The organism is Zoogloea sp. (assembly GCF_028693495.1).
Taxonomy (GTDB): Bacteria; Pseudomonadota; Gammaproteobacteria; order Burkholderiales; family Rhodocyclaceae; genus Zoogloea.
In genome coordinates this window covers 1-20528 of record NZ_JAQUVG010000017.1, presented here as the reverse complement: position 1 = coordinate 20528, position 20528 = coordinate 1, and the positions used below count along the sequence as shown (strand labels likewise).

Genomic DNA, 20528 nt, shown 5'->3' with positions numbered 1-20528 from the left:
TATCAGGGGGCGTCGAGTTCTGCCGGTGTGTTGATGTTGATGAAGGCGCCGGGCTGATCGGAAAAATCCACGATCACATGCCTTGTGCTTCCTGTCCAGCCCTGGATCCGTCGCCCTCCTTCTTTCAGATAGCGGGCGAGGGACGGGGCCAGGCGCCGATGAGCAAGCAGGAATGCAGGTTCCAGTTGTCCATGGACCGCCGGCAGCGCCAGGTCGGCCTGCTCTGCCAGGGCCGCAGCGAGCAGCCGATGGGCCAGATCGGCAGGCAGACGGGGTGTATCGCAAGGGCTGGTCAGGATCCACTCCCCATGCCACTGGGGGCAGTGAAACGCCGCATCCAGCCCGGCCAGGGGTCCCAGGAAGCCGGGGAGGCGATCGGGAATCACGCTTGCCGGCCCCAGCTGGCCGTAGCGGTCAGCATTTCGGTTGGCGTTGATCAGGAGCGATCCGACTTGGGAAGACAGCCGTTCCAGTACCTGTGCCGCCAGAGGGCGGCCCTCAAGCGGAACCAGCCCCTTGTCCCGTCCTCCCATGCGGGTGCCCAGGCCACCTGCCAGCAGGAGTCCGGTGATCTGGCGGGTCTCCATGTTCAGAAGCCCAGTGTCCGCCAGGCTGGGTCCAGGGCCCGTCCCAGGTAGGCTGCAGCCCCGGCTTGGCCTGCCAGCCGGGGGATCAGTTCTCCGGCCGGGATGTCATGACTGATCAGTGCCGTGGGGCAGGCAAACATGCGTACGCCCATGGCCAGGGCTTCCTCCCTGAACTCGGCGACCGACTTGCCGCGGTTCCTGGCTGCTTCGAGGCTTTCGGCCGTGCCCTCGCGCAACAATTCCACCGACCGGGCGGTGAAATACATTTCCACGTTCACGTCCATCGCCGCAGCTGCTGCGGCAAAGTAGAAGGGTGTGGCACAGAGTTCCGGCCGACTGGGGTCGGCAGCCCAGACCAGGATGGCGAGCTGTTCGGTGGGGCGATCAGAACTCACGGTCGTCCTCATGGAAGAGGGGCGTCGTGAAGTCGGCCAGATCCCGGAAGGCATGCCGTTCCATGATCTTCAGGATCTCCCCCTCCGCTTCCGTCCAGGGGAGAAGCAGGCGGGGTATGGGAGGGGTGAGGGCCTGCAACTCTACCAGCCAGGCATCGAAGGGCTGGTGATTCATGGCCCGGGCGGAGGGGTCCAGGCCCTCGTTGGTTTTCAGCAGGCGCGCAGGAAAGGGGGTCTTGACCGGAAAGACCGTCTTGCCAGCCTCCAGCAGGCCGAAGCCTCGCCCGGCATCCAGTTCCACTCCCACGGGTTTGGGGGTGAACAGCAGGATTTCCCCGGATAGGGCGATACCGAACTGGCTCACGCCTACCCGGAAGCGCCCCTCGCCCAGCGGCGCAAACCACAGGTGGCTCTCCGCGTGGTAAAGAAGGTGTTCCGGAAATTCGCAGCCGCGCAACTGGGGCATCACGGGTACTCGCCGAAAAAGTGGCGGAAGGGAATGGGAGTCGAACCCACCAGGAGCCGCTTGACGGCTCCTCCTGGTTTTGAAGACCAGTCGCCCCACCGGGGGACGCATCCCTTCCATGGTTTACCGAATTTCATGATAAATCCGGATTTTTTATTTTATCGCAATTTATTGTCAATTTACCGGAAGATCGCCTCTTATTCGGTGATTTTCTTCGTGACCCCGCCCGACCTTCCGGGTGAACCCGATGCGGTCGAAGTATTCGAGAATCTGGATTGCCCGCTTGCGGCCCAGGCCGCTGCGATCCCGGAAGGCTGCTGCACGGATGCAGCCTTCCTCGGTCATCAGTCCGGAGGCGATCTGGCCCAGGTTGCGTATGGCAGCAGGGGCATAGAAAAGATCGCGGACCACCTGACAGACCTCCCCCTGTGCTGCAAGGCGCTTGAGCAGTTCCCGGGTCTGGGCTTCCTGTTCTCCAAGCCGGGCAGCGATGTCCCGTACCCAGGGAGGGTCGAAGGGGGCGTCCAGCAGCCAGGGTAGAAGCCGGTCGGCCCTCAGACGATCCCGACCTTCCAGTTCAACCCGATGGCCCGGGAGATGCCAGGCGCTGCCACTGCGCTCCAGGCGACCTTTGGCCAGCCATTCTTCCAGCCATTCCGCAAAGGCAGCAGGGGGGAGGGCCGGAGCGATCATACGGCGTAGGCGATCCCGTTCCAGACCACGTTCGTCCCCGTTGTTCTCGTGATGCTCGGTCAGACGTTTTTCTACCCGGACGGCCAGATCTTCCAGGCAAGCGGAAGAGATGATCCAGTCCGCCTGTGCATGGGAACGGCTGTCCGGCAGCAGGGCCAGGAGGTTGTTGCTGGCCAGGTTTTCGGCGGCGGCCAGCCGACTGAGTTCAAGTCCAAAAGGCGCCAGGGCCAACACCTTGGGGAGTCGTTCCGTCGCATCGGGGATGGCCTGGGCCGAGAGTTGGGCCAGCCGTTCCGGAGAGCGGCGGTGACGGGAGGGACCGAAAGGATCGAGGATATGACCGCCCCCCAGGGTGTGCTGGCCATGACCGTCCCGCAGCACCACCAGATCGCCCCGGCAGGCGTGCATGGGACTGTCCACAACGATCTGGGCGAGACCGCGCTGGCCGGGTGCCAGGCCGCTCTTCTCCAGCCTCGCATCGAGCAGGGCGACCCGGCCCAGCAGGTGGCGCGTGCCATGGTGAAGCTGGATGGCCGCCCCGTGAACGAGCGGACGGGAGGCATCGCCGGAGAGCGTCAGGTCCATGTCCAGGCGCTGGGTGGAGGGTAGCGCCGGTTCGCTGGTGAGCCAGTCGCCGCGCTTTGCCTCGTCCACGCCAAGGCCTGCCAGGTTGAGGGCGCAACGTTGTCCGGCATGGCCCTGCCCGGCCTTGCGGTTCTGGACATGGAGATTCCTGACCCGGGCGCCCTGACCACCGGGAGCGAGGTGAACCGTGTCCCCTACGCGCACCTGTCCGGTGTGGATGCTTCCGGCAACGATGGTTCCCACCCCCGGTAGGGTGAAGACCCGGTCCACCGCGAGTCGGAATGATTCGTGGGGGGCAGTGTGGCGAATCTGCTGGCAGGCGACGGCCTGCAGGTACTGGCGCAGATCTGCGACTCCCGTGCCGTTCAGGGCGCAGACGGGAAAGACGGGCGCGCCGGCAAGGCCGGTGGTGGCTAGCAGGGCATGGACTTGGGCCGTGACCTCGGAAAGTCGCTCTCCATCCACCCGGTCTACCTTGGTCAGGGCGACCGCGCCCCGGGTCAAGCCCAGCAACTGGAGGATCTGCAGGTGTTCCCGGGTCTGAGGCATGGGACCATCATCGGCTGCCACCACCAGCAGGGCAAAATCTACGCCGCTGGCGCCCGCCAGCATGGTGGGAATGAACTTCTCATGACCCGGTACATCCACGAAGCCGATCACCTCGTCCCCCCCGGTGGTGGGGCTTGAGACCGGGAGGTAGGCATAACCCAGTTCGATGGTGATCCCCCGGCGCTTTTCCTCAGGCAGGCGGTCGGTGTCCACGCCGGTGAGGGCGCGGACGAGGGTTGTCTTGCCATGGTCGATGTGGCCGGCAGTGCCAATCAACATGACTTGAACCCCTGGCGGAATTGGCTGAGGAAGGTGGCTTCATCCCGTTCGGGCAGGCAGCGCAGGTCCAGGTGCAGCGCGTTGTCCGCGATGCGCCCGATGACTGGCAGCGGCAGGCCGCGCAGGGCGGCTTCGAGGCGATGGAGCGCTCCGCCCTTGCGTCCTTGTGGATGGAATACCAGACCGGCCGATGGCAGGCGGTCCACCGGCAGGCTGCCGGAGCCGATCTGCGAGAGCATGGGTGCGATGCTCACCGTCAGCGGCCAGTGAGCCAGGGCTTGGGCGATGGTAGGTTGGAGGCGCTCGGCCTGGGCCAGGATTCCGTCCCGGGAACGGGTCAGGAGGCGCAGCGTGGTCAGTCGTTCGGCTAGCGTGTCCGGATCCCGGTAGAGGCGCAGCACCGCTTCCAGCCCAGCAAGGGTGATCTTGCCGACACGCAGTGCGCGTTTGAGGGGATTCTTCTTGATCTTGCCGATCAGGTCCTTGCGGCCGACCAGGATGCCGGCCTGAGGGCCGCCCAGGAGCTTGTCGCCAGAGAAGGTGACGAGGTCGGCGCCGTTGGCGATGGCCTCCCGTGGCGTCGGTTCGTGGGGCAGCCCCCAGCGTTCCAGCTCGGTCAGTGTGCCGCTGCCCAGGTCTTCGACAAAGGGCAGGCCCTGGGCGTGGGCGATGCGTGCCATGTCGGTCTGGCCGACACTGGCGGTGAACCCCTCGACGGCGTAGTTGCTGGTGTGGATCTTCATCAGCAGGCCCGTGCGGGGTCTGATGGCTTCCTCGAAATCCCGTGGGTGGGTGCGGTTGGTGCAGCCGACTTCGACCAGTTTGGCACCAGCCCGCTTCATGATGTCCGGAACGCGGAAGGCGCCACCGATCTCCACCAGTTCGCCGCGGGAGACGATGACCTCCTTGCGCTGGGCGAGGGTGTTGAGGAGGAGGAAGACCGCCGCTGCGTTGTTGTTCACCACGGTGGCTGCTTCGGCGCCGGTCAGCTCCTGGAGCAGTTCATTCACCACGTCGTCCCGGTCGCCCCGGCCCCCGGTGATCACGTCGTATTCCAGCGCGCAGGGGGAGCGTGCTGCATCCACGATGGCCGTGATGGCTTCTTCGGGGAGCACGGCGCGGCCCAGGTTGGTGTGCAGCACGGTACCCGTGAGATTGAACACCCGTTGCAGTCGGGGCCTGTTCCGGTCGGCCAGAAGGCTTTCTGCTGCCGCGAGCAAGGTGGGCGAATCCGGTGCAGGCTGACCCTGGGCGATCCGGGATCGGGCGTCGGCCAGCCCCTGGCGGAGGCCCCGGATGGTTTCGTCCCGTCCGTAGGTGCGGATGAGGCTGGCAGCGGCGGTGAGAAGTCGGTCGAGACTGGGCAGGGCGCGGTAAGCGATGCTGTCGTCGGACGAGGTGCCATGGACCATGGACGCCATCGTGGGGAATCTCCGGTAAAGGGGTATTGGGGGCGATTGTTTCTGGAGCAGGGTCAGGGCATGAACAGGAAGAGGTTGCGGCCGGCCCTGTGGAAGCCGGCCTCATCCACCAGCATGTCCAGGGCAAGCGTGGCCAGATCGTCGGCAAAGGCGTCCACCAGCGGATCCTTTTCCATGGAGATGATCTTGAGGCTGGCGTGGCACTCGGGACATGTTTCGGCCTTCACTCCCTTGTGCAGGTCACCGCTCTCGCCTTGCAGACCTTCGTAGGTGATGCCACGGGTGTTGTGGCAGGACACGCACTTGATGCGGGTCACGTGCCATTCACAGGCGCACAGACTGCAGGTGGCATAGCGGACGCCGTGGCCGGCATCTCCGATGCGCACGAAAGAGGCCATCGGGTGGGAGCCGCAGGCGGGGCACAGGCTGCCCTCGAAGCCGGTGGGGATGTCTTCCGCCTGAAGGGAGCTCAGCCGGTGGGTCCACAGCACCTGGAGGCTGGCTCCGATCAAGGGAGCAAGGGCCAGCTCCAGCGGGTCGGAGAGGTCCTCCTCTGCCCTCAGGATGGACCGTGCCAGGGTATCGAGGCGCTGGGCCGGAATGTCAGATAGTGTGGCAAGAGTGTCCTGCAGGCTGGCTGGTGCCAGACCGGACACCGTGGCGGCAAGGGTCCGCAGGGTGTCCTGCCAGGCGTCGGGGAGATCGCCACCCGGGGCATCCAGGGGAGGCATGCCGTGCTGGCGGCAGCGGGTCAGTAAGGCCAGGTCGGGACGCCTGGCCAGGGGAAGGCTGTCCAGGCGCTGCTGCTGGGCATGGCAGAGGCCGGCGGCAAAGCGGAGGAAATCACCCATGGCATGGCCTTCGGCCAGGGTGCCCAGGCGCTGGCCCCGGTGGGCGAAAAGGCGGCTCTCTGGCAGGCGGTTGGGACTGGTCTCGCCCCCGGCTTGGGTGGCGATTTCTTCGGGAGAGAGGAGGTTCTGCATGGCGTCTGGGAAATCGGGAGCGGGCTGTGGGAGGGGCCGGGGAACCCGGCCCCGGTGGGGCTTACTTGCCGGTCATCTGGCGGTACCAGGCCCGATGGTGCTGCTTGGCCCAGGCGCGGGTCACGGTACCGTAGAGCATGGCCCGGATGGTGCCCCGGACCCAGAGGGCAGCGTACACATGGACGATGATCGCAATGATCATCAGCGCACCGAAGGCCGCGTGGGCCAGGGCCCCGATGCGGATCACGCCGATGGGGAAGTACTGGGAGAAGTAGGCCCGCCAGATCACGATGCCGGATGCGAACAGGACCAGCATGGATAGGCCGAGGAACCAGAACAGCAGCTTCTGCCCTCCGTTGTACTTGCCCATCTCCGGCATGGTGTGGTCATCTCCGTTCACCATTTCCCGAGCCCGCCTGACCCATTCCCAGTCGGTTGGGCTCATGTGGTTGAGGCGCTGGAAACGGAAGAACATCACCACGAAGAACAGCATCATCACTACCCCAATGAAGGGGTGGAGGATCCGGGTCCACACACCGCCGCCAAACAGTTGGGTCAGCGGGAAGAGGGCCGGGTGGAACAGGGCCAGGCCGGAGAGTCCGAGCAGGATGAAGCAGATGCCCACGACCCAGTGGTTGGCCCTTTCGGACGCGGTGTAGCGTTGCAGGTCATTTGGATCGCGGATCATTTTTCAGCCTCCAGTTCTTTTTCGACTTCGGCCTCGATTTCCTTGGACACTTCGTTCGGACCCTTCATCACGTAGTGGAAGAGGCCGCCCAGGGCTGCAGCGGCAATGCCAGCCATGGCCAGGGGCTTGGTGAAGCCTTTCCACAGGGAGACGGTGGGGGCGATCGTCGGGTCGGCGGGCAGGCCGCTGTACAGGCTCGGTTTATCGGCGTGGTTGAGCACGTACATGACGTGGGTGCCGCCCACGCCGGCCGGGTCGTACAGGCCGGCATTTTTGAAACCCCGTTCCTTGAGCTCGGTGATGCGTTCGTCGGCCAGCGCCTGCATGTCCTCCTTCGAGCCGAAGGTGATGGAGCCGGTGGGGCAGACCTTGACGCAGGCCGGCTCCAGGCCGACCGCGACACGGTCTGAGCAGAGGGTGCATTTGTAGGCCTTGCTGTCCTTTTTGGAGATGCGCGGCACGTTGAAGGGACAACCAGTCACGCAGTAGCCGCAGCCGATGCAGTTTTCCTGATGGAAATCCACAATCCCGTTGGCGTACTTGATGATGGCGCCCGGCGATGGACAGGCCTTCAGGCAGCCCGGGTCCTCGCAATGCATGCAGCCGTCCTTGCGGATCAGCCACTCGAGGCCCCGTTCCTCCGATTCCACCTCAGCGTAGCGCATGACCGTCCAGGAGTTGGCGGTCATGTCGGTGGGGTTGTCGTAGGTGCCACCACAGTTCCCGACCTCTTCCTTCAGGTCGTTCCACTGGATGCACGCCACCTGGCAGGCCTTGCAGCCGATGCACTTGGAGACGTCGATGAGCTTGGCGACTTCCAGGGTCTGACGCGCCTGGGGCGGCTCGGTGGTCGTGGCCGAGCGCTTGGCGATATCTAGTGATTGCAGTGCCATGGTGATTTCCTCAGGCTTTCTCGACGTTGACCAGGAAGGACTTGAACTCCGGCGTCTGGGTGTTCCCGTCTCCGACAAAAGGCGTCAGGGTGTTGGTGATGAAGCCGTTCTTGGCCACCCCCTTGAAGCCCCAGTGGAGCGGGATCCCGACGTGGTGCACCGTCTTTCCGTCGACCTGCAGGGGTTTGATGCGCTTGGTCACCACGGCCACGGCCTTGATATAGCCCCGGTTGGAACTTACCTTGACCCTGTCGCCGGCCTGGATGCCCTTTTCTGCAGCCAGGGCCTCCCCGATCTCCACGAACTGTTCCGGCTGGATCACGGCATTGGACTGCACGTGCTTGGTCCAGTAGTGGAAGTGCTCGGTGAGCCGATACGTTGTGGCGGCGTAGGGGAACTCCTTGGCTGTGCCGAAGGCTTCCATGTCACCCTTGAACACCCGTGCGGCCGGGTTGGACGTGGCCTTGGGGTTGTTGCGGTGCATGGGGTTCACACCGATGGGTGTCTCGAAGGGCTCGTAGTGCTCTGGGAAGGGGCCTTCGTTCATCATGCCGCGGGCAAAGAAGCGTGCTACACCCTCGGGGGTCATGATGAAGGGACCCATACCCTCTTCGGGGGCCGAGTCGGCCTTGAAGTCGGGGATGTCCGAACCCACCCACTTGCTGCTGGCTGCGTCCCACCACACCTGCTTGCGCCGGGCGTCCCAGGGTTTGCCGGCTGGATCGGCCGAGGCCCGGTTGTACAGGATGCGCCGGTTGGCTGGCCAGGCGAAGGCCCAGCCCAGGGTCTGGCCATTGTGCCAGGGGTCGGCGTTGTCGCGCCGGGCCATCATGTTGCCCTTCTCGGTCCAGGCGCCCGAGAAAATCCAGCAGCCACAGGCGGTCGAACCATCGTCCCGGAGCTGGGCAAAGCCGTCGAGCAGTTCGCCGGCCTTCTTGATGACCTTGGTGGGATCCTTTGGATCCAGCAGATCCACCACGGCTTTCCCGTTGTACTCCTTGGCCAGTTCCTCCGACGAGGGTTCGTGGGGAAGCTTGTAGTTCCAGGCCAGGTTCAGGAGTGGGTCGGGGAAGGCGCCGCCGTCCTTCCTGTACAGCTCCCGCAGTTTCAGGAACAGGCCCGCCATGATTTCTGTGTCGGGCTTGGCTTCACCGGGGGGTTCGGCACCCTTCCAGTGCCATTGCAGCCAGCGGCCTGAGTTGACGATGGCTCCGTCCTCCTCGGCAAAGCAGGTGGTGGGCAGGCGGAACACGGTGGTCTGGATCTGGGCCGGATCCACATCGTTGAACTCGCCGTAGTTCTGCCAGAACTCGGATGTTTCGGTGGCCAGTGGGTCCATGATGACCAGGAACTTCAGCTTGGACAGGGCCGCGCTCACCTTCGCCTTGTTGGGGAAAGAGTTGAGGGGGTTGAAGCCCTGGGCCACATAGCCATTCATCTTGCCCTGGTGCATCAGCTCGAAGACCTGCAGGACGTCGTAGGTCTTGTCCAGCTTGGGCAGGTAGTCGAAGGCCCAGTTGTTCTCCTTCGTCGCAGCTGCGCCATACCAGGCCTTCATCAGGCTGACATGGAACTTGCCGTAGTTCTGCCAGTAGGACATCTGGCCCGGCCGCATGGGCTTGGGTGCCCGCTTGGCGATGTAGGTGTCGTAGTCGGTCTCCTTCTCGCCGGGCAGGCTCATGTAGCCGGGGAGCAGGTTGGAGAGGAGGCCCAGGTCGGTGAGGCCCTGGATGTTGGAATGGCCGCGCAGGGCGTTCACCCCGCCACCTGCCCGCCCGATGTTGCCCAGCAGGAGCTGCACCATCGCGGCGGTGCGGATGATCTGGGAGCCCGTGGAGTGCTGGGTCCAGCCGAGGGCATACAGGATGGTCATCACCCGGTCCGGCGTGTGGCTCGAGGCCAGCAGCTCGGCTACCTGCAGGAACGTTTTCTTTGGTGTCCCGCAGATGTTCTCCACGACCTCAGGTGTGTAGCGGCTGAAGTGGGCCTTCATCAGGTTCCACACGCAGCGCGGGTTTTCCAGGCTGGGATCGGTCCTGACGTAGCCGTCCTCGCCCATCTGGTATTCCCAGGTGGATTTGTCGTACTTGCGTTTCTCCACGTCGTAGCCCGAGAAGAAGCCGTCCACAAAGGCGAACTCCTCCTTCACGAGGAAGGTCATGTCGGTGTAGGACTTGATGTAGTCCATGTGCACCTTGTTGTTGGTGATCAGATAATGAATCACCCCGCCCAGGAAGGCGATGTCGGTGCCAGTGCGGATGGGCGCGTAGAGGTCGGCCATCGCGGCGGATCGCGTGAAGCGCGGATCCACGACCACGAGGCGGGCCTTGTTCTTCGCCTTCGCTTCGGTCACCCATTTGAACCCACAGGGGTGGGCTTCGGCGGCATTACCGCCCATGATCAGGATCACGTCCGCATTCTTGATGTCGGACCAGTGATTGGTCATCGCGCCGCGGCCATACGTCGGGGCAAGACTTGCCACCGTCGGGCCGTGTCAGACACGTGCCTGGTTGTCGAATGCGAGCATTCCCAGAGTGCGTACCACCTTGTGGGTGATGTAGCCGGCCTCGTTGCTGGAGGCCGAGGCTGCGAGGAAGCCGGTGGTCAGCCAGCGGTTCACCGTCACGCCGTCGGCGTTCCTTGCAATGAAGTTGGCGTCCCGGTCTTCCTTCATCAGCTTGGCGATCCGGCTGTAGGCCTCGTCCCAGCTGATGCGCTTCCATTCCTTGCTGCCGGGTTCCCGGATCTCGGGATACTTGAGGCGGTTCTTGCTATGCACGAAATCGAGCAGGCCAGCGCCCTTGGGGCACAGGCTGCCACGGTTCACCGGATGGTCCGGATCCCCTTCGATATGGATGATCTCGGCGTGGGCGTTCTTGGCCCTGTCGCCCAGGCTGTACAGGATGATGCCGCACCCGACCGAACAGTACGGGCAGGTGTTGCGCGTTTCCGTGGTGCGCGCGAGCTTGAAGGTCCGGACTTCGGCGAGGGCTGCGGTGGGCGAGAAGCCCATCGCAGCCAGGCTCGATCCGGTCAAGCCCCCGGCGGCCACCTTGAAGAACTGGCGCCGTGAGAGTTGCATGGTGACTCTTCCTCCTGGGTTTGTAATGGATAGGGAGCGTCTTGCTTTCATGCAATCCCCGCGCCAGGGAGCACGGCGAGTGAAATCAATGCCTTGGAGAGCCGGCTTGGGAGAGGGTGAGACATTTCGTCTGGTGGATGGACAAAATGTCTCCATTTCCAGAAGTCAGGGCCGACGGATGCTGCATTGCGGCACAATGACGCCCTTTTTTGTCTCTTCAAGCGATGAAGCCTTTTTTCCTGCTGATCATGACCGTGTTCCTGCTGTCCGCTGAGGACGCGGATGCCAAGGCACGGCCGCGGACCCTTGCCGGCCAGGTCGTTGCGGTGGCCGACGGTGATACCCTGACCCTGCTCGATCGCAGGTACAGCCAGTACAAGATCCGTCTCCTGGGCATCGATGCGCCGGAGCGGGCACAGGCGTTCGGTCGTGTCTCCCGGGAACATCTGGCCCGCCGGACGATGGGCAAGGAAGTCACTGCCCGCTGTCTCAAGCGGGATCGTTACCAGCGCTGGTTGTGCCGCATCGAGCTCGACGGGGTCGATGTGAACCAGGCTCAGGTGGCGGCGGGTCTGGCCTGGCATTACCGGGCCTACGGCCGGGATCAGACGCTGGTGGATTGGACTGTCTATGCCCTGGACGAACTGCGGGCCCGGCAGGCACGCCGGGGCTTGTGGTCCGATCCCCGTCCCGTGGCGCCGTGGGACTACCGCCGGAGCAAGCGGGTGTCAGCGGCGGGGTGAGGTCTTGTCTAACGCACGGTTTTTGAACGTGGCGCAGGGGCGTTAGGGCAGGGACGTGCGTCTTCCTCGCCCCGGTTCCAGCACATGCCGTCGCTGCCGGGGGCCGGATGGGGGACGCCCTGGTGGTCGATCCGGGCGGTGAAGCTGCGCCAGTGCCGCACCCCATCCCGGTCCATTTCCAGGCGGACAAGCCAGCCGGTAGTGCTGGCCTTGTCCGTGAAGCCGTCGAACAGGAAGTTGCCGAGGCTGTAGAGGATCGGCTTGCCCCGGTAGTGTTCTGTGTCCTGAACCACGTGGGGATGACCGCCGATCACCGCGTCGGCACCTGCATCGATCATCAGCCGGGCAAGCTGCCGTTGTCGGGGGCTGGCCACGGGTTCGTGTTCCCAGCCCCAGTGCATCACGGGGATCACCAGATCGGCGCGGTGGATGCTGCGTGCCTGGAGGATGTCGTGGCGGACCTGTTCGTCTTCGCTCCAGGCCACGCCTGGCTTGTCGAAGTCCGCTTCGAAGGCCCGCGGAAAGAACTCGTTGTAGCCCAGCAAGGCGATGCGCAGCCCCTTGCGCTCGATGATCCGGGGCCGATGGGCTTCTTCCAGGGTGCGTCCCCCGCCGAAATAGGCGATACCGGCCCGGTCGAGGCGGGTCAGCATTTCCGTGAAGGCGTCGGACCCGTAGTCACCGGAATGGTTGTTGGCCAGTCCTACCACGTCGAAGTGGCGTCCGAGGGATTGGAGGACCCGTGGATGTGCCCGGAAGGTGTAGGGTTTGCCCGGTTCCGGTGTACCCCGGGTAGCCACAACGCATTCCAGGTTGCCGATCCGTACGTCGGCGGCGTCCAACAGCCGTGCAAAGGGTGCGAAGGGGTCCCGCCCGGTCCGGACCAGCCGTCCTGGGGTCTCGGCCAGCAGGATATCCCCCACGAATACCAGGGAGACGTGTCCCTCGGGGAGGGGATGCCCGGCGTGGGCCGCTCCGCCGGCCCAGCACATCAGGCCGGTCGTCAGGGCAAGGAGGAGCTGCCTCATGGTTTTGCCTCCCGCAGGATGCAGGCATAGCGCAGCTCGCGGCCGAGTCCGGGGGCGTAGACGGCATGGATACCGCCGAGGGGAAGTGTTGAATCCGGCCCTTCCGGGAGAGGTGGGTGGGTGTAGCCTACCTGATGGAGAAGCACCGGACCCCTGGGGGTCTGGACGTAGGTCTGGATGCTGACGTATTCGATGGAGTTCGCATCGCCGACCACGACGGGTTTGAAGCGAAAGTGCCCCTGGATGTCGGTCGCAGGCACGCCATAGGGATTCCGGGTCGGCGTAGCGGAAAGGGTTCGCTCCGTACCGCTCTGGCTCACCGTGCAGAGCAGCTGCGGTGTTGCCAGGGCGGTGCCCGGCAGGACAAGGCCGACCGTCAGGCAAAGGGCCAGTGCAGGGAGGCCGGACAGTGCGTGCTGAAGAAGGGTCCGCATGACATGCTCTGTGAAGGGGAGGGATAGCGGTGCCGCTTCATCATAACGCCATGGTTCGCTCCGGTCATGTCCGGCTGGGGCCCTCGATCCAGCGTGCTGCGAAGCCCGGGGCGCTGGGGCTGGCCTGATAGCAGGCTTCGCTGCGCAGGTGGATGGTGAAGCAGGCGCCCTCGCCCGGCTGGCTGCGTACCGTGATCTTGCCTCCGTAACGTTCGATGATGGCATAGCTGATCGACAGCCCGAGCCCGGTGCCTGCCCCCTTCTTGGTGGTGAAGAAGGGGTCGAAGATCCGTGACAGGTCGTCCTCGGCAATCCCCTGGCCGGTATCGCATACCTCGATGATGGCGCCGATGGGCTGGCCACCCTCCTCCCAGTCGATGCTGTTCAGGCACAGGATGCCACCGTCGGGCATGGCCTGGATCCCATTGACGATCAGGTTGATCAGCACCTGCTGGAGTTCACTGGTGTTCACTTCGACCCGTTGCTGGGCCCGGTAGTCGGTCCGGACCTCGATGTTCCGCCGCTCCAGGTTATGGCGGGTGAGGACCAGGCAGTCGGCAATGGCTGCACTGGGATCGACGCCTTCCGTGTAGCCGGCAAACTCGCCGGGTCGGGCAAACTGCAGCAGCTTGGTGACGATCAGCCAGATCCGGTGGGTCTGTTCATGGATCAGCCGGATCTCTTCCTTCACTGGTTCGGCGTCGGGACCCAGGATTTCCTTCAGCACGTCCAGATTGCCCTGGATCACGGCCACCGGATTGTTGATCTCATGGGCCACGCCTGCCGTGAGCTCCCCGATGGCAGCCAGCTTCTCGGTCATGGCCAGATGCCGCTGGGCCTTTTCCAGGGTCGCGTGGGCATCTTCCAGCGCCAGAGTGCGTTCCGCCACCTTGTGATCCAGTTCATCTCCCCAGCGTTGCAGCTCCGCCCGGCGGGCGGCCAGGGTGTCGAGAAGCTTGTCGAAGGCGGCGGACAACTGGCCGATTTCATCCTGGCTCGCCACCGGGCCGACCCGGGCATCCGCTTCTCCGCTGGCGATCCTCCGAATCGTGGCATCCACCTGTTCCAGGGGTTTGAAGATGCTTCGGGCCCAGCGCAGGGACAGTACGCAGCCCGCCACACTGATCGCCACGAATACCGCGAACAGGACGAACATGGCTCCGTACAGGGCACCCCGGAACGGGGCTTCCAGAAAACCCACGTAGAGCATGCCGATCCGCTTGCCGAAACTGTCCACGACCGGTTCATAGCCCGACACGTAATGGTCATTCACCACGAAGGCGCTGTCCAGCCAGGTGTGGCCGGCGCCCAGCACATGGTCGCGGACGACCTGGGAGGCACGAGTCCCCAGGGCTCTCTCTCCACGGAACAGGCGGACATTGGTGGCGATCCGGGCATCGCCGAGAAAGAGGGTGGCGGTGCCCTGGCTGCCCAGGGGAAGGGTGCCCTCCCGGTAGAGGATGGCGTTGAGCTGGTCCACCAGCTGACTGTTGCCATTCAGGAGCACACCGCCTTCAAGAACGCCCAGCAGGCGCTTGTGCTCGTCCCGCACCGGAATGGCCGAGTGGATCAGCAGGCCGCGGGTTTCTTCCCGGTCGGGGGTGGGGGCGGCGTTGGGAGTCGGGACCAGGGGCAGGCGGCTACGCTGCCGCAGAACGGGATTGATGGCGGCCAGATGGTCAGCGTCGAATACGTCGATGGCGGTGCTCGCCTCGCCGGCAAGGGCGCTCACGACCACCGGCCAGTGGGTGCGCCGGGCGTGGGATGGGGAGATCCGGGGAGCCTGGAGCTCGCCCCGGGTGTCGAGCAGGAACAGGAAGTCCAGGCCCGTTTCCCTGCGGGCCTGTTCCAGGTAGTTCTGCAACTGTTCTGGATCACGGCTGTCCAGGGCCTGGGCGAGGGAGCGTGAGCCGGCCAGGGCCCCGATATCCACCGCCACGTTGTTGCGCATCCGGGCAAAGTATTCGTGGGCCGTGACCAGATCCGAGCCGACCTTGTAGCTCATCAGCCGGTGGTAGCCTTCGTTTCCCCATATCCACACCAGGCTGAGGAGGATCGGCACCCCCAGCAGCAGGGGGGCCAGCACCATGGCGAGCAGCTTGCTTCGGACCGAGCAGGCGATACGCTGGGGGAACGCGGGTATCAAGGCCACCGGTTCAACCCAGGCCCCATTCCACGGCCTTGCGCTCGAGGGTCTTGCGCGAGACGCCAAGGAGGGTTGCTGCCCGGGTCTTGTTGCCGCCACATTGTTCGAGCACGGTCAGGATGTGGCGTTTCTCCACTTCCGCGAGGGAGAGCGGCAGGGGGTCGGCCATGCCTTGAACCTGGTTGTTCACCGGAAGGCTGCCCAGGATCAGGGAGCGTTCTATCAGGTTGCGCAGTTCGCGTACGTTGCCCGGCCAGGCGTAGGCCGCCAGGCGGGCGAGATCTCCCTGGGTGATGGTTAGGGGAGGCAGCCCCAGACGGCTTGCCAGCTGCTCGTTGAAATGGAGGACCAGATCCGCCACGTCCTCGGGGCGCTGTCGCAGGGGGGGAATGGTCAGGGTGACGACTTCCAGCCGGTAAAAGAGATCCTGGCGGAATCGCCCGGCGGTCACTTCGGCCTTCAGATCCCGGTTGGTGGCGGCCACGACCCGGACGTCCACCGGCATTTCAGCTTCGCTGCCCACCGGCCGGATACGACGCTCCTCCAGCACCCGCAGAAGCTTGGTCTGCATGGGAAGCGGTAGTTCTCCCACTTCGTCCAGGAAGAGGGTTCCCCCGTTGGCGTAATGGAACAGGCCCCGACGGGCTTCCCGGGCGCCGGTGAAGGCGCCCCGGACATGGCCGAACAGCTCGCTCTCGATCAGTTCGGCCGAGACTGCCGCGCAGTTGAGGGCGACAAAGGAGCGCTCGGCCCGCGGGCTCTCCCGGTGCAGGGCGCGGGCGGTGACTTCCTTGCCCACGCCGGATTCCCCGAGGATCAGGACCGTGGCGGGTGTTGGTGCTACCCGCCGGATCAGGTCGGATAACTGGAGCATGGCCACGGAACGCCCGATCAGGCCCTCAACCTGTCCCCCCAGGCCGGCGAGCTGCCGCTGGAGCACGAAATTTTCCCGGTCCAGGCGGGCCCGTTCGAAGCAGCGCTGGAGCGAGTTGATGATCTGGTCCACCCGGAAGGGCTTGAGGATGAAGTCAGAGGCGCCTGCGCGCAGGGCATCGATGGCGGTTTCTATGTCCGCGAAGGCCGTGATCAGGATGACGTCGCCGCCGAAGCCCCCGTTCCGGAGATTCTTGAGCCATTCCATGCCCGAACGGCCCGGCAGCGCGATGTCGAGGACAATGGCGTCGAAGTGATGCTCCTGCAGGCGCAGGGCGCCTTCCTCGGCGGATCCGGCCACATCCACCCTACACCCGCGGGCGCGTAAGGCCCGTTCCAGGAAGTTGCGTACGCCGGTCTCGTCGTCCACCACCAGGACCGCGTACTCGGACCAGGGGGAGTGTCGTGGAGGAGAGGCGCTGACCGTGTCGGCAAGGGGAGTATTCATGGCTGTGACTTGATCCAGCAGAAGATCGTCGCCGGTCTGGAGGATGGCAAACGGCAGCCTGGAGGTGATGGCGGTCCTGGATCGGCTGGTGGACAAGCGCCTTGAGCAGGGCTGACCATCTATGGCCGGTCAGTCTCCGGGGCTGGGGGAGGGGCTTCGGTCCCCTTGTGATCCCGGCCGGTCGCACGACGGAACATGGCAGCCCGCATCAGCAGCATGGTGGTCACGGGGGAGGTGAGCACCAGAAACAGGGTGATCAATATTTCGTGGATCACCGGCCGTCCTGCGTTCACCGAGGAGATCAGCATGGATGCGAGCAGCACGCAACCCGCGCCCAGGGTATTGGCCAGGGTTGGTGCGTGAATGCGTGCATAAAAGTTGTTGAAGCGCAGCAGGCCGATGGAGCCGAGCAGGGCCAGCAGGCCACCGGTCACGAGCAACAGGGATGCGGGTAAGGCGGCCCAGAGGGGAAGCTCTGCTGGGGTCATGGTTCGATCACCTCGCCGCGCAGCAGGAACTTGGCCATGGCGGTCGAGCCGACGAAACCGAACAGGGCGATCAGTAGTGCAATGTCGAAGTAGATGGCTGCGCCGACCCCGATGCCCAGGCACAGGATGGACAGCATCCCGTTGATGTAGAGGGTGTCCAGGGCCAGTATGCGGTCCTGGGCGGAAGGCCCGCGCAGCAGGCGAAGTGCTGCGCAGACCATGCCTGTGGCAAAGCAGGCGAGGGCGAAGTGCATGGCCCAGTCCAGAATTCCGTTCATCCGAATATCTCCATCAGAGGGCGCTCATAACGTTCCTTGATCGTCCGTAGCCAGACCTCTTCGTCCTGCAGGTCGAGCACATGCAGGGTCAACTCGTTGCTGTCCTGATCATGGCCGGCCCAGACCGTGCCGGGCGTTGCCGTGATGATGATGCTGAGCACCGCCAGGCCATGGGGGGTCCGCATGTCGAGGGGAATCTTCAGGAAACCGACCTGCGGCTGCTGTCTCACGGTGCCGAGGATGATCCGCCCTACGGCGATGTTGGAACGGATTACGTCGAGCAGCACGTGCCAGACAAGTCCGATGGCCACCACCAGCCGCCGTGGGCGGGCCGGAAGTGGACGCAGGGTGTTGGCCAGTTTTGGGATGGCCAGGGCGAGGGCTGCGCCGATCAGCCACTGGTGCCATGCCAGCGAGTCGTTGAGGAGCAGCCACAGGCCGAGGAGCACCACAGGCAGCATGGGTTGGAAGTGCTGTTTCATGGCGTACTGGTCTGTGGAATCGGAAGGACTGTCCGGACGTAGGCATTGACGTCGTAAAGGGAGTCCGACGTGGAGGCCAGATAAGCCATGGCAGGCTCCGGATTGGCGGCCAGCCATACGCAGATCAGCAGCAGGGCCGCGACAGGGCCTGCCTCCAGCCACTGGAGATGGGGTGTCGGGCGGGCTACGTCCCAGAAAACGCGGATGCCCAGGCGCGAGAGGGCGACGATCCCGGCCAGGCCCGACAGGAGGAGTGCCCCGATGAACAGCCCCACATGCAGGACGGGCGCATTGGGCAGGGAGTCGAGGGAGGCACCGAGCAGCGCAAATTTTCCGACGAATCCCGAGAGGGGAGGCAGGCCGGTGAGGAGCAGCCCGCAGGAAACGAAGGACAGGCCCAGGAAGGCCATGGCCGCAGGAATGGCCACGCCGACCATGGCGTCCGGATGCTCGGAGTCATGGCGTGACTCCACGCCGAAGGCCTCAAAGCTGATCGCCAGCAGATCGGCTACCTGGGTGCGGTTGCGTTCCGCCATTTCCACCAGCATGAAGAAGGCGCCGCTGCCCAGCACCGAGCTGATCAGGTAATACAGGGCAGGGCCGGTGAGCAGGGTGCCGGTGAAGCCGAAGGCGGTCAGTAGGGTGCCGGATGACACGATCACCAGGAAGGCGGCCAGCTTGCTCAGCTTTTGGGCACTGAACAGGCCCAGGGTACCCACGCCGAGGGTGGCGAGTCCGCAATAAAAAAGCCAGTCTCCACCGAAGGGCGCCGGTGCCACGCCGCCATCCTGCAGGAGTACGCTGATGCGCAGGAGTGCATACACACCGACTTTGGTCAGGATGGCGAAGATGGCACCCACCGGGGGAACCGCGATCCCGTACGCCGCAGGAAGCCAGAAGTTGAGCGGCCAGGCTCCAGCCTTGGTGAGGAACACGATGCCCAGAAGGGCTGCCCCCAGGTCGAACAGCTGGCGATCGCCGGCCGTGAGGGATGCTACCCGTACCGGCAGCTCCGCCAGGTTGAGGGTGCCCGTCATGCCGTAGATCAGTGCGGCGGCGACGAGGAACAGCAGGGACGCCACCAGGTTGACCACGATGTAGTGCAGGCCCGCATTGACCCGGGGTCCTCCCGAACCGTGCAGGACCAGGCCATAGGAGGCCGCCAGCATCACCTCGAAGAAGACGAACAGGTTGAACAGGTCGCCGGTCAGGAAGGTGCCATTCAGGCCCATCAGCAGGAATTGGAACAAGGGCAGGAAATGCACGCCCGCCTTCTCCCAGCGAGCCAGCGAATACACCAGTGCGGCCAGGCCGAGGGTGGCCGTGAGGGTGAGCATCACTGCGGCGAGCCGGTCCACCACCAGCACGATGCCGAAGGGGGCCGCCCAGTTGCCCAGGGCGTACAAGCCCACCCCGCCAGGCCAGCCGTCCAGCTGGCCATCGGTCAGGGCGAGCAGCGCGAGGGCCACCACCAGCTGGGCCAGGGTGGCGAACAGGGCCAGGGCGGTTCGCGGTCCGTGGCGGCTGTCGCTGGACAGCAGCAGCACGGTCCCGGTGAGCATCGGCAGGAGTACCGGCAGGATCGGCAGGTGGTTCAGCCAGGGATTCATGGTCGTTCGGGTCGTTGTTACTCGTTGTCCGGCTCCACGCCATCCACATGGTCTGTTCCGCTGAGGCCGCGGGAGGCGAGCAGTACGACCAGGAACAGGGCCGTCGTCGCAAAGCCGATGACGATGGCGGTCAGCACCAGCGCCTGGGGAACCGGATCGGTGTAGAGGGCTGGATTGCTGCCCAGGACCGGATTGATGATGGGCGGCGCCCCGACCCGCAGGCGTCCCATCCCGAAGATGAACAGGTTGACCGCGTAGGAGAGCAGGGACAGGCCGATGATCACCTGGAAGGTGCGGGGGCGCAGGATCAGGTAGATGCCTGAGCCCGCCATGATTCCGATGGCGAGGGAGAGGATCAGTTCCATGCGCGTCCTCCGGTCGTGTTGCTCCTGCGGGTCTGGCTGCGCAGGGACTGGTGGGCAATCGCGACCAGCATGAGCACGGTGGCTCCGACCACCAGCATGTACACGCCGAGGTCAAAGAGCAGCACGGTGGAAAGATGGATCTCGCCGACCACCGGCAGGCTGGCGTGCACTGCCTGGCTGGACAGGAAGGGTTCTCCGTTGAAACTCCCCAGGATGCCGGCTCCGGCGGCCAGCAGCAGGCCCCCTGCCATCCAGTACACCGGATGGATGCGCAGTCGCGACTCGACCCACAGGGTGCCCCCCACGATGTACTGCAGGATGATTGCGGTGGCAAAAATCAGTCCGCCGACGAATCCACCACCGGGGGCGTTATGTCCGCGAAGCAGGAAGAACAGGGAGATGAGCATGGCCAGCGGAAGCAGCAGGCGTACCAGAACGGCGGGCAGCATGAGATAACCGGAGGGCAACGGGGCCTCGGTATCGGCGGCAGGGGATTCCTGTTCCTGTTGCTGGCTTGGAAGGGGAATACTCTCCGGGGCCGGGCGGAAACGGCGCAGCAGGGCGAATACGGTCAGGGCGACGATGGCGACCACGGTGATCTCGCCGAAGGTATCGAAGCCTCGGAAGTCCACAAGGATCACATTGACCACGTTCAGCCCTCCTCCCTGGGGCAGGGATTCCCGGATGAAGAAGGGTGAGATGCCGTCGATGTCGGGCCGGCTCAGCACGGCGTAGGTCAGTGCGGCGATGCCGGCCCCCCCTGTGATCGAAACCAGCAGATCGCGGAGGCGACGCAGATGGAAGCGCAGGGGTTCGGGCCTTCCTTCCCGGAACCGTTCGTCCCGCCGGGGTAGCCAGCGCAGGCCGAGCAGGATGAGGACTGCGGTGACCACCTCCACGGCAAGCTGGGTCAGCGCCAGGTCGGGAGCCGAAAACCACACGAAGGTCAGGC

General features: G+C 64.7%; 20 protein-coding genes and 1 tRNA gene. 1 reads left to right on the top strand and 20 read right to left on the bottom strand.

Annotated elements, in window-relative coordinates; translation table 11 throughout:
- Positions 1 to 2 precede the first annotated feature (2 nt).
- The 10 genes from mobA to fdnG all read right to left on the bottom strand — a co-directional run bounded on the left by mobA (position 3) and on the right by fdnG (position 10621).
- The gene (gene mobA, locus PHD22_RS04780; RefSeq protein WP_299863039.1) at positions 3 to 587 is read right to left on the bottom strand and encodes a molybdenum cofactor guanylyltransferase MobA; all 585 of its coding nucleotides are present in this window, start codon (positions 585 to 587) and stop codon (positions 3 to 5) included.
- Between the two features lie 2 nt (positions 588 to 589).
- Positions 590 to 982 carry a DsrE family protein gene (locus PHD22_RS04775; RefSeq protein WP_299863036.1) on the bottom strand — a complete coding sequence of 131 codons (393 nt, stop codon included), beginning with the start codon at positions 980 to 982 and terminating at the stop codon, positions 590 to 592.
- The gene (locus tag PHD22_RS04770; protein WP_299863034.1) at positions 972 to 1448 is read right to left on the bottom strand and encodes a glycine cleavage system protein H; all 477 of its coding nucleotides are present in this window, start codon (positions 1446 to 1448) and stop codon (positions 972 to 974) included. Before PHD22_RS04770 ends, PHD22_RS04775 begins: the two co-directional genes overlap by 11 nt.
- 21 nt (positions 1449 to 1469) lie before the next feature.
- A tRNA-Sec gene (locus tag PHD22_RS04765) sits at positions 1470 to 1566 on the bottom strand.
- A 56-nt stretch (positions 1567 to 1622) separates the two neighbouring features.
- A complete protein-coding gene (gene selB / locus PHD22_RS04760; RefSeq protein WP_299863031.1) occupies positions 1623 to 3554 on the bottom strand; it encodes a selenocysteine-specific translation elongation factor in 1932 nt (643 codons plus the stop codon).
- Positions 3548 to 4975 carry an L-seryl-tRNA(Sec) selenium transferase gene (gene selA, locus PHD22_RS04755; RefSeq protein WP_299863029.1) on the bottom strand — a complete coding sequence of 476 codons (1428 nt, stop codon included), beginning with the start codon at positions 4973 to 4975 and terminating at the stop codon, positions 3548 to 3550. The genes selB and selA overlap by 7 nt, the downstream gene beginning before the upstream one ends.
- Positions 4976 to 5028: 53 nt before the next feature.
- On the bottom strand, positions 5029 to 5958 hold the full coding sequence (gene fdhE, locus PHD22_RS04750; protein ID WP_299863026.1) for a formate dehydrogenase accessory protein FdhE: 930 nt from the start codon (positions 5956 to 5958) through the stop codon (positions 5029 to 5031).
- A 61-nt stretch (positions 5959 to 6019) separates the two neighbouring features.
- On the bottom strand, positions 6020 to 6646 hold the full coding sequence (locus PHD22_RS04745; protein WP_299863023.1) for a formate dehydrogenase subunit gamma: 627 nt from the start codon (positions 6644 to 6646) through the stop codon (positions 6020 to 6022).
- Entirely contained in the window at positions 6643 to 7539 is an 897-nt protein-coding gene (fdxH, locus tag PHD22_RS04740) for a formate dehydrogenase subunit beta (RefSeq protein ID WP_299863020.1), read from the bottom strand. The genes PHD22_RS04745 and fdxH overlap by 4 nt, the downstream gene beginning before the upstream one ends.
- A gap of 10 nt (positions 7540 to 7549) precedes the next feature.
- Positions 7550 to 10621, bottom strand: a complete 3072-nt coding sequence (gene fdnG, locus PHD22_RS04735; protein ID WP_299863017.1) for a formate dehydrogenase-N subunit alpha — start codon at positions 10619 to 10621, stop codon at positions 7550 to 7552.
- Between the two features lie 224 nt (positions 10622 to 10845).
- On the opposite strand from fdnG, the gene PHD22_RS04730 reads away from it, so the two are divergent.
- Positions 10846 to 11364 (top strand): thermonuclease family protein, encoded by a 519-nt coding sequence (locus PHD22_RS04730; RefSeq protein ID WP_299863014.1) that lies wholly within the window; start codon positions 10846 to 10848, stop codon positions 11362 to 11364.
- Positions 11365 to 11372: 8 nt separating this feature from the next.
- Here PHD22_RS04730 and PHD22_RS04725 read toward each other — a convergent pair whose 3' ends face one another.
- From PHD22_RS04725 to mbhE, 10 genes are all read right to left on the bottom strand, one after another.
- Positions 11373 to 12392 (bottom strand): CapA family protein, encoded by a 1020-nt coding sequence (locus tag PHD22_RS04725; RefSeq protein WP_299863011.1) that lies wholly within the window; start codon positions 12390 to 12392, stop codon positions 11373 to 11375.
- Positions 12389 to 12826, bottom strand: coding sequence for a hypothetical protein (locus PHD22_RS04720; protein ID WP_299863009.1), 438 nt, complete (start codon positions 12824 to 12826; stop codon positions 12389 to 12391). Before PHD22_RS04720 ends, PHD22_RS04725 begins: the two co-directional genes overlap by 4 nt.
- 64 nt (positions 12827 to 12890) lie before the next feature.
- On the bottom strand, positions 12891 to 14978 hold the full coding sequence (locus tag PHD22_RS04715; RefSeq protein ID WP_366520680.1) for a cache domain-containing protein: 2088 nt from the start codon (positions 14976 to 14978) through the stop codon (positions 12891 to 12893).
- A gap of 4 nt (positions 14979 to 14982) precedes the next feature.
- Positions 14983 to 16353, bottom strand: a complete 1371-nt coding sequence (locus PHD22_RS04710; RefSeq protein WP_299863007.1) for a sigma-54 dependent transcriptional regulator — start codon at positions 16351 to 16353, stop codon at positions 14983 to 14985.
- Between the two features lie 119 nt (positions 16354 to 16472).
- The gene (gene mnhG, locus PHD22_RS04705; protein ID WP_299863004.1) at positions 16473 to 16841 is read right to left on the bottom strand and encodes a monovalent cation/H(+) antiporter subunit G; all 369 of its coding nucleotides are present in this window, start codon (positions 16839 to 16841) and stop codon (positions 16473 to 16475) included.
- The gene (locus PHD22_RS04700) at positions 16838 to 17119 is read right to left on the bottom strand and encodes a K+/H+ antiporter subunit F (protein ID WP_299863001.1); all 282 of its coding nucleotides are present in this window, start codon (positions 17117 to 17119) and stop codon (positions 16838 to 16840) included. The genes mnhG and PHD22_RS04700 overlap by 4 nt, the downstream gene beginning before the upstream one ends.
- Positions 17116 to 17601, bottom strand: a complete 486-nt coding sequence (locus PHD22_RS04695) for a Na+/H+ antiporter subunit E (protein ID WP_299862998.1) — start codon at positions 17599 to 17601, stop codon at positions 17116 to 17118. Before PHD22_RS04695 ends, PHD22_RS04700 begins: the two co-directional genes overlap by 4 nt.
- Positions 17598 to 19211, bottom strand: coding sequence for a monovalent cation/H+ antiporter subunit D (locus PHD22_RS04690; RefSeq protein WP_299862995.1), 1614 nt, complete (start codon positions 19209 to 19211; stop codon positions 17598 to 17600). The genes PHD22_RS04695 and PHD22_RS04690 overlap by 4 nt, the downstream gene beginning before the upstream one ends.
- Before the next feature lie 17 nt (positions 19212 to 19228).
- The gene (locus tag PHD22_RS04685; protein ID WP_299862992.1) at positions 19229 to 19576 is read right to left on the bottom strand and encodes a Na+/H+ antiporter subunit C; all 348 of its coding nucleotides are present in this window, start codon (positions 19574 to 19576) and stop codon (positions 19229 to 19231) included.
- On the bottom strand, positions 19567 to 20528 hold a 962-nt coding region (gene mbhE / locus PHD22_RS04680; RefSeq protein WP_299862989.1), incomplete at its 5' end, for a hydrogen gas-evolving membrane-bound hydrogenase subunit E. The genes PHD22_RS04685 and mbhE, both read right to left, overlap by 10 nt.